Source organism: Lewinellaceae bacterium (assembly GCA_020636105.1).
Classification (GTDB): domain Bacteria; phylum Bacteroidota; class Bacteroidia; order Chitinophagales; family Saprospiraceae; genus BCD1.
Genome location: JACJYL010000002.1, coordinates 447,013 through 457,950 on the forward strand (window position 1 = coordinate 447,013; position 10,938 = coordinate 457,950).

General features: G+C 46.0%; 3 protein-coding genes. All 3 read left to right on the plus strand.

The annotated features are described in order from the left end of the window. Complete coding sequence (locus H6571_19005; protein MCB9325835.1) at positions 1 to 1,614, plus strand: hypothetical protein; 1,614 nt, start codon at positions 1 to 3, stop codon at positions 1,612 to 1,614. A gap of 10 nt (positions 1,615 to 1,624) precedes the next feature. Continuing rightward, positions 1,625 to 2,413, plus strand: coding sequence for a hypothetical protein (locus H6571_19010; GenBank protein ID MCB9325836.1), 789 nt, complete (start codon positions 1,625 to 1,627; stop codon positions 2,411 to 2,413). Between the two features lie 92 nt (positions 2,414 to 2,505). Next, positions 2,506 to 10,914 carry a hypothetical protein gene (locus tag H6571_19015; protein ID MCB9325837.1) on the plus strand — a complete coding sequence of 2,803 codons (8,409 nt, stop codon included), beginning with the start codon at positions 2,506 to 2,508 and terminating at the stop codon, positions 10,912 to 10,914. Positions 10,915 to 10,938: the final 24 nt, after the last annotated feature.

Genomic DNA, 10,938 nt, shown 5'->3' on the forward strand with positions numbered 1-10,938 from the left:
ATGCAACTAAAACACTTTTTGACAATAAACTTATTGCTTTTTTCCGCGACCTTCCTGATCGCCCAGGACGATAGTGGAATCATCACAGGGAATGTATCTTTTGTCACGTCAAAAACCGTTTACGTGAAATTTAAAGATACTGATCCTATCCAGATAGGAGATACCCTGCACATAACGGAAGGGGCAATGTTGAAACCATGCCTGCTCGTTACCCAAAAATCTTCCACTTCCTGTGTTTGCACTGCTCTTTCCGGATGTGAATTTAAAAAAGACGACCTGGTTGTTTTTAAACAGGTAAATTCCCCTAATCTAAATAAAGAAGAGGAAATTTCAGAAGAAGAGGAATTGTCCAAACCTGAAGGGGAAAAACCTGAACCGAAGGTAAAACCTCTTTACGAAGGAAGACTTCGGGGACGCCTTTCTGCGGCAAGTTATAGCAGCCTGCCTGCCGACGGTAACAATAAACACCGGACGATGTATCGCTTATCCTTCAATGGCGACCACATCAACAATTCTAAATTTTCGGTAGAATCCTATCTCAACTATCGTCAGAATTTTATTCCTGATGCTGAGCTGACGGGCCAGCAAACAAAATTCTTCAGGGTGTATAACCTGGCAGTAAAATACGATATCGACTCTACCCTATCGCTTACCGTGGGCCGAAAGATCAACAACAAAGCTTCTTCCCTTGGCGCTATTGACGGAATCCAGGGAGAAAAATTCTTTGGCAAAAATTACGCGGGAATCATTGCCGGTTTCAGGCCTGACATTTTCGATTATGGTTTCAATTTCGACCTTCTAGAATACGGTGCTTACCTGGGGAGAAAAACCACCAACAAAAGATTTTATTCCCAAACCACCCTGGGACTGCTGGAACAAAGGAATAAAGGGCAGATCGACCGACGATACGCCTACTTTCAACACTCCAGCACGATTGGCCGGAAATTAAATTTTTTCGGTTCCTTTGAACTCGACTTGTACAAAAAGGTCCTGGAAGTCACCTCAGTAGAACCCAGGTTAACCAATTTTTATGTATCGGGCAGGTATCGGATCACCAGGAGAATAGACTTTACCGTTTCGTATGACTCCAGGAAGCGTATTGTTTTTTATGAAACCTTAAAAACGGAAGTCGAACAACTGCTCGACGACGACATTGCGAGACAAGGCATTAGGGCAAGGATTAATGTAAAACCGATAAAGTACGTCAATACAGGAGTCAGCTACAGCAGACGTTTTCAGATTGACAATCAAAATAAATCAGATAACATAAATGGTTATGTCAGTCTGTCGAAAATTCCTGTCATCAACGGAAGTTTCTCGGTCAATTTCAACATGAATAGATCGAGGTACCTTGAAAGCCAGATTTTATCCTTCAGACATTCCAGATCCATGTTAAATAATAAATTAAGTACAGACTTATATTTTAGAATGGTTAATTATAAATATTTGAACAGCGAGCTTAAATTTGGTCAGCAGTACTATGGCGCAAATTTTACTTATCGCATTACCAACAAGCTGTCTTTCAGTATCTTAGGCGAGATGAATGCCAAATCTTCTGTGAACGATTTTAGAGTGAACACCAAAATTATTAAACGTTTTGACAACAAAAGATAATAACAAAACTATGAAGCGAGTATTAAAATCTTTTTTTAGCCTGGTCCTGTTTTCCATCTTGATCATGGGGTGTGGAGGCAAACCCAAAGTCATATCCGGTGGAGCAGAAAACAATGCTGCCGGGGGCAGTACCGGTATTTTTTCAGACGGCGGCACCATGAATTCACCCAACCAGTCCCCCATTCCCTCCATGAGTCCTGATTTGCATAATGTTGTAGTTGAAGATGCATTAAATACTACAAAATATGTTTACCTGAACGTTAAGGAAAACGGGAAAAAATTCTGGATCGCCACACTGAAACAAGAAGTGGAGATCGGGGGATCCTATTTTTATCGGGGCGGTTTATTAAAAACGAACTTTGAGAGCAAAGAACATAACCGCACCTTCGATACCATTTACCTGGTATCCAATATTACACCGGCCAATCACGGTAATACTGAAACCATATCGGATGGCGGAAATATCCCCACCGAAACGGATAAAAAGACCGGCCCTCGAAAAATTGATGTCGAAGGATCAGTGAAAATTTCAGAAATCGTGGCCAACCCACAAAAGTATGCCGGAAAAACCATTCAAATAAGCGGAGAATGCACCAAGATCAATCCGAATATCATGGGCGTCAACTGGATACACCTGAAAGACGGGAGCCGGGACGATTATGACCTCGTCATTACTTCTGATGTGGCGGTGCCTGAAGGACATGTAGTGACCATGACGGGCACAGTAGCCCTGGACAAGGATTTTGGTGCTGGATACCGATATGAGATCATCCTGGAAGGAGGAAAGATGGTGAGATAATATTACAGCTGTAAACAAGTGGTTTTCTGGAAGAAAACAAACACCTAAATTTAAAAAAATGCCTAAAGTCAACCCAACTTCAAAACTTTATTATGAATAAACTGTCGCCTATTTTGCTTTTTATTGGACTGACAGTTAATTTATTCGGCCAGTCCCCCCATGGCACTGAGTTTAAGATGGATTGCGCGGCATGCCATACCTCAGACAGTTGGGAAATCCCGATGAGTTCCTGGCATTTCACAGAATTCCCAAAAATCAGGGTTTCTGATATGACGGGCTGGGTTTTAGGTACCGACTCTACCGGTTTTAACCACTTTAATACAGCATTTGCCCTGCGTGGTTCGCACAATAATGTGGATTGCAGGCTTTGCCATCCTTCCCTTGTTTTTTCAGAAGCAGCAACGGAATGTATCTCCTGCCATACCGATATGCACAGTCAATCGGTTGGCAATGATTGTGTGCGCTGTCATACGGCCAACAACTGGCTGGTGGACAATATTCAGGAACTCCATGAAGAAAATGGTTTTCCACTGATCGCTCCTCATGATAACCAAAGTTGCGTGGATTGCCATACTTCCGCGTCAACGCTGATTTTCGAACGGATTGGCAACGAATGCATCAATTGCCACCAGGAAGATTTTAATAAAACCCAGCATCCGAACCATAACGAGCTGGGGTTTTCCACCGATTGCATCAGTTGCCACTTACCCAACGGAGACTGGCAGCCGGCCGGTTTTCCGGATCACGATCTGCAATTTTTTCCCATTTTCTCCGGGGCCCACGAAGGACAGTGGACAGACTGCATCGATTGCCATACCAATTCCAATAATTTCACAGAAGTAAGTTGTGTGGTTTGTCATGTTAACCCTGAAACAGATAATGCCCATGGTAGCGTAAACGGGTATATTTATAATGACGCCGCCTGTCTGGCTTGTCACCCCACCGGTGATGCAGATCTGGTTTTTGACCATAATGAAACCAATTTCCCGCTGACGGGAGCGCATTTAACCACCCTTTGCCTGGAATGCCATGCCACGGGATTCCAGGGAACCTCCACCCAATGTGTGGATTGCCATACCCAGGATTTTACATCCACGGTAAACCCGGATCATGAAGTGCTCAATTTATCAACGGATTGTGCCTCCTGCCATACGACGGACCCCGACTGGGTGCCCGCGACTTTTGCAATTCACGACGATTTCTACCCGCTTAATGGGGCGCATGCACTCATTGCCAATGAATGCGTACAGTGTCACAATGGAGATTATCAGAATACGCCCAATACTTGTGTGGGCTGTCACCTGGACGATTTTAACAATACGGTCGATCCGGATCACGAACAGGCCCAGTTCTCTACTGATTGTGCGACCTGTCATACAGAAACGTCCTGGATCCCATCCAATTTCGATCATGATGGTCAATACTTCCCTATCTACTCGGGAGCGCATGAAGGGCAATGGTCAGCATGTGTGGACTGCCATACCAACCCTGATAATTATGCTGATGTCAGTTGCGTAGTCTGCCATATCAATCCTGAAACAGATGATGTACATACCGGGGTGAATGGCTATGTTTACAATGATCAGGCTTGTCTGGCTTGTCACCCTACCGGGGATGCTGACATGCCATTTGATCACAATGCCACAAACTTCCCGCTGACAGGAGGTCATATCGGGGTGGATTGTATAGCATGCCACGAAAATGGATTTGAAGGTACTTCTACCAATTGTGTAGATTGCCACACCATGGATTTCAATGAAACCGTCAACCCGGATCACCAGACCCTCAACCTGCCAACCGATTGTGTCACGTGCCATACTACGGAACCTGGCTGGATGCCTGCCACTTTTGCGATGCATGATGATTTCTATCCGCTGAATGGTGCCCATGCACTGATTGCCAATGATTGTGTCCAATGCCACAACGGTAATTACAATAACACGCCTAATACTTGTGTAGGCTGTCACCTGGACGATTTCAATAATACCACCAATCCAAACCATAGCGAAAATAACTTTTCTTCTGATTGTACTACGTGTCATGGAGAACAAACCTGGACACCCTCTACTTTTGACCATGATGCCGTTTATCCCCTTTTAGGGGCACATGCCCTGATCGCCAATGATTGCGTTCAGTGTCACAACGGTGACTATGTGAATACGCCAAATACTTGTGTGGGTTGCCACCTGGAGGACTTCAATAATACCACCAACCCGAATCACCAACAGGCTCAATTCAATAATGATTGTGCGACCTGTCATGGTGAAAATGCCTGGGTTCCTTCCAATTTTGACCATGATGGTCAATATTTCCCGATCTACTCGGGAGCCCATGAAGGTCAATGGTCCGCATGTATAGATTGCCATACCAATCCGGACAACTATGCTGATGTAAGCTGTGTTGTTTGTCATGTCAATCCCGAAACGGATGATGTACATACAGGTGTAAACGGGTACGTTTTCAATGATGTCGCCTGCCTCGCCTGCCACCCTACCGGCGATGCCGATATGGTTTTTGACCACAATACCACCAACTTCCCACTTACCGGTGCCCACATTGGGGTGGAATGCCTGGAATGTCATGAAAATGGTTTTGCGGGTACTTCAACGAATTGTGTGGATTGTCACACCATGGATTTCAGTGGAACTGCCAACCCCAACCACCAGGAACTCAACCTTTCGACCGATTGTGCCATGTGTCACACTACGGAACCTGACTGGATGCCCGCGACTTTTGCGATGCACGATGATTTTTATCCGCTCAATGGGGCGCATGCTTTGATCGCCAATGATTGTGTTCAGTGTCATAACGGTGATTACGTCAATACGCCAAATACCTGTGTGGGTTGCCATTTGGATGACTTTAACAATACCACCAACCCGAATCACCAACAGGCACAATTCAGTACGGATTGTACCACCTGCCATGCTGAGAATAATTGGATGCCGGCAACTTTTGACCACGACGGTCAATATTTCCCGATCTATTCAGGGGCTCATGAAGGGCAATGGTCCGCATGTGTGGATTGCCATACCAATCCGGACAATTATGCTGATGTAAGCTGTGTCGTTTGTCATGTCAATCCCGAAACGGATGATGTACATACAGGTGTAAACGGGTACGTTTTCAATGACGTCGCCTGCCTCGCCTGCCACCCTACCGGCGATGCCGATATGGTTTTTGACCACAATACCACCAACTTCCCGCTGACGGGGGGGCATATCGGTGTGGAATGCCTGGAATGTCATGAAAATGGTTTTGCGGGTACTTCAACGAATTGTGTGGATTGTCACACCATGGATTTCAGTGGAACTGCCAACCCCAACCACCAGGAACTCAACCTTTCGACCGATTGTGCCATGTGTCACACTACGGAACCTGACTGGATGCCCGCGACTTTTGCGATGCACGATGATTTTTATCCGCTCAATGGGGCGCATGCACTGATCGCCAATGATTGTGTTCAGTGTCATAACGGTGATTACGTCAATACTCCGAATACCTGTGTGGGTTGCCATTTGGATGACTTTAACAATACCACCAATCCTAATCACCAACAGGCACAATTCAGTACGGATTGTACCACCTGCCATGCTGAGAATAATTGGATGCCGGCGACTTTTGACCACGACGGCCAATATTTTCCGATCTATTCAGGGGCTCATGAAGGGCAATGGTCCGCATGTGTGGATTGCCATACCAATCCGGACAACTATGCTGATGTAAGCTGTGTCGTTTGTCATGTCAATCCTGAAACGGATGATGTACATACAGGTGTAAACGGGTACGTTTTCAATGATGTAGCCTGCCTCGCCTGCCACCCTACCGGCAATGCCGATATGATTTTTGATCATAATGCGACCAACTTCCCGCTGACGGGGGCACATATCGGAGTGGAATGCCTGGAATGTCATGAAAATGGTTTTGCGGGTACTCCAATGAATTGTGTGGATTGTCACGCCATGGACTTTTCCGGCACGGTAAACCCAGATCACCAGGAACTCGGGTTTACCCCGAACTGTATCACATGTCATACCACCGAGCCCGACTGGATGCCTGCGACTTTTGACATCCATGACGATTATTATCCTTTGAATGGAGCCCATGCACTTATTGCCAACGAATGTGCAACTTGTCATAACGGAAATTATAACAATACACCGAATACCTGTGCCGGCTGTCATTTGGATGACTACAATGGTGCAATGAATCCAAATCACCAGGAGGGCAATTTCCCGATGGATTGTACTCAATGCCATGGGGAATCATCATGGACGCCGTCCAGTTTTGACCACAATGATGTTTACCCGCTCCTGGGCGCACATGCCTTGATCGCCAATGATTGCGTTCAGTGCCATAACGGGGATTACAATAATACACCGAACACCTGCGTGGGCTGTCACCTCGATGATTTCAATGGCACTACCAATCCGAATCACCAACAGGCGCAATTCAATACTGATTGTGCCATGTGTCATACCGAAAGTGGCTGGATGCCAGCTAATTTTGACCACGACGGACAGTATTTCCCTATTTATTCCGGAGCCCACAACGGGCAATGGTCAGCATGTGTAGATTGTCATTCCAATCCGAATAATTATGCAGAGGTGAGTTGCGTAAATTGCCACATGAACCCTGAAACAGATAATGCTCATGGGGGCGTGAACGGTTATGTGTTTAATGACGCAGCCTGTCTCGCCTGCCACCCTACCGGTGATGCTGATAATACTTTTGATCACAATGCCACCAACTTCCCCCTGACAGGAGGACATATTGGGGTGGATTGTATAGAATGCCATGCAAGCGGTTTTGCCGGTACTCCAACGGATTGTAACTTCTGCCATAATCTCGAATACAGCAATACAACCAATCCTAACCACTCTGCTTTGGGTATCCCGCTGGATTGTGCCTCATGTCATACTACCGAACCCGGATGGGCTCCTGCAGCTTTCGAAATTCATGACAATTATTACGCCCTGAATGATGCTCATGCCATCATCTCCAATGAATGCATCCAATGTCATAACGGAGATTATAATAATACACCGAACACCTGTGCCGGTTGTCACATACAGGACTATAGCGGCACCACCAATCCTGATCACCAGGAAGCTAACTTTTCAACGGATTGTATTCAATGTCACAGTGAAGTAGCATGGGTGCCTTCTAACTTCGACCATGACGCGTTTTATCCTCTTGTAGGTGCTCATGCCTTGATCGCCAATGAATGTGCAACTTGCCATAACGGGGATTACAACAATACACCGAACACTTGCGTGGGCTGTCACCTCGATGATTTCAATGGCACTACCAATCCAAATCACCAACAGGCTCAATTCAATACTGATTGTGCCATGTGCCATACCGAAAATGGCTGGATACCCTCTAATTTTGACCACGACGGACAGTATTTCCCTATTTACTCCGGGGCCCACGACGGGCAATGGTCAGCATGTGTAGATTGCCATACCAACCCGGACAACTATGCAGATGTAAGCTGTGTCGTTTGTCATGTCAATCCCGAAACGGATAATGCCCATGGTGGCGTAAACGGGTATATTTATAATGATGCGGCCTGCCTGGCGTGTCACCCTACCGGTGATGCTGATAATACTTTTGACCACAATGCCACCAACTTCCCGCTGACGGGAGGTCATATTGGGGTCGATTGTATAGAATGCCATGAAAGTGGTTTTGCCGGCACGCCAACGGATTGTAACTCCTGCCATAACCTCGATTACAGCAGTACAACCAATCCTAACCACTCTGCTTTGGGTATCCCGCTGGATTGTGCCTCATGCCATACCACCGAGCCCGGATGGGCTCCTGCAGCTTTCGAAATTCATGACAATTACTATCCTCTAACGGGTGAACATATGACGGTAGCCAATGATTGTGTGCTCTGCCATAATGGAGATTATAATAATACACCAAACACTTGCGTGGGCTGTCACCTCGATGATTTCAATGGCACCACCAATCCAAATCACCAACAGGTGCAATTCAATACTGATTGTGCCATGTGCCATACCGAAAGTGGCTGGATGCCTGCTAATTTTGACCACGACGGACAGTATTTCCCTATTTACTCCGGAGCCCACAACGGGCAATGGTCAGAATGTGTGGATTGCCATACCAACCCGAATAATTATGCAGAAGTGAGTTGCGTAAATTGCCACATGAATCCTGAAACGGATAATGCCCATGGGGGCGTGAACGGATATATTTATAATGATGCGGCTTGTCTGGCCTGCCACCCTACCGGTGATGCTGATAATACTTTTGATCACAATGCCACCAACTTCCCCCTGACAGGAGGACATATTGGGGTGGATTGTATAGAATGCCATGCAAGCGGTTTTGCCGGCACGCCAACGGATTGTAACTTCTGCCATAACCTCGATTACAGCAGTACAACCAATCCCAACCACTCTGTTTTGGGTATCCCGCTGGATTGTGCTATGTGCCATACCACCGAACCCGGTTGGGCTCCGGCAGCTTTTGAAATTCATGACAATTATTACCCGCTGAATGATGCCCATGCCATCATTGCCAACGAATGTGCGACTTGTCATAACGGAGATTATAATAATACACCAAACACTTGCGCCGGTTGTCATATAGAGGACTATAGCAGCACTACAAATCCGAATCACGCTCAATTGAACTTTTCAACCGATTGTACTCAATGTCACGGTGAAGTAGCCTGGGTGCCTTCTAACTTTGACCACGACGAAGTTTATCCGCTCGTGGGCGCTCATGCCTTGATCGCCAATGATTGTAATAGCTGCCATAACGGGGATTACAACAATACACCCAATACTTGTGTCGGTTGCCATATCGATGACTTTAACAGTACCACCAATCCGAATCACCAACAGGCCCAGTTTAATACCGAATGTGCCATGTGTCATACCGAAAACGGATGGATGCCCGCTAATTTTGACCACGACGGACAGTATTTCCCCATTTATTCCGGGGCTCACAACGGCCAATGGTCAGCATGTGTGGATTGCCATACCAACCCGAATAACTATGCGGAGGTAAGTTGTGTCGTTTGTCATGTCAATCCCGAAACGAATAATGCCCATGGTGGTGTGAACGGTTATGTTTATAATGACGCGGCTTGTCTGGCATGCCACCCTACCGGTGATGCTGATAATACTTTTGACCACAATGCCACAAACTTCCCGCTGACAGGAGGTCACATTGGGGTGGATTGTATAGAATGCCATGAAAGCGGTTTTGCCGGTACTCCAACGGATTGTAACTTCTGCCATAATCTCGAATACAGCAATACAACAAATCCTAACCACTCTGCTTTGGGTATCCCGCTGGATTGTGCCATGTGCCATACAACCGAACCGGGATGGGCTCCTGCAACTTTCGAAATTCATGACAATTATTATCCACTGACGGGTGAACATATGACTGTAGCCAATGATTGTGTGCTTTGCCATAATGGAAATTATATCAATACGCCAAATACCTGCGCCGGTTGTCATCAATCGGATTATAATAACACGAGCAATCCTGATCACCAGGCGCTCAACATCCCGACGAATTGCGACCAATGCCACACTACTGACCCTGACTGGATGCCGGCTACTTTCGACATTCATGATGATTATTATGCCCTCAATGGTGCCCATGCGCTCATTGCCAATGACTGTGCCCAATGCCATAACGGGAATTACAACAATACACCGAATACCTGTATCGGATGTCATACGGCTGATTACAACAGTACGAGCAATCCAAACCATACGGCCGTAAACTTCTCAACTGATTGTACCACCTGCCATACCGAATCAGCGTGGATACCTTCTACTTTTGACCACGATGTATATTATCCGTTGTTGGGAGCGCATGCATTGATCGCAAGTGATTGTAATACCTGTCATAATGGAGATTACAACAATACACCAAATACTTGCGTAGGCTGCCATTTGGATAATTACAACAGTACGACCAGTCCTAATCATACGGATGTAAATTTCTCCACCGATTGCGCATCCTGTCATACGGAATCATCATGGATACCTTCCACTTTTGATCATGATGCCATCTATCCTTTGTTAGGGGCTCATGCACTGATCGCTACGGATTGTAATGCCTGTCATACGACTAGTGATTACTCCAACACGCCTAACACCTGTGTCGGTTGCCATTTGGCTGATTATAACAGTGCCAATTCCCCCAACCACTCACAGGCTCAATTTCCTACAGATTGCACAATGTGCCATAATCAATCTGCCTGGGATCCATCCTCATTCAATCACGACGGACAGTATTTCCCTATTTATAGCGGAAAACATAATCATGAATGGGATCAATGCATTGAATGTCACCTGAATCCTAATGATTATTCTTCATTCAGTTGTATCGATTGCCATGAGCATAACAATCAGAATCATGTAAACAATGACCACTCAGATGTAAACGGTTATGTTTATGAAAGCAACGCATGTTATGCCTGCCATCCTGATGGAAATGATTGATCCACGTAGCGCCGGTCAGACCTC

What these genes read in the sequence shown, in the direction of transcription:
- H6571_19010 (MCB9325836.1), top strand. Translation starts at nt 1,625, where the DNA reads ATGAAGCGAGTATTAAAATCTTTTTTTAGCCTGGTCCTGTTTTCCATC.
- H6571_19005 (MCB9325835.1), top strand. Translation starts at nt 1, where the DNA reads ATGCAACTAAAACACTTTTTGACAATAAACTTATTGCTTTTTTCCGCG.
- H6571_19015 (MCB9325837.1), top strand. Translation starts at nt 2,506, where the DNA reads ATGAATAAACTGTCGCCTATTTTGCTTTTTATTGGACTGACAGTTAAT.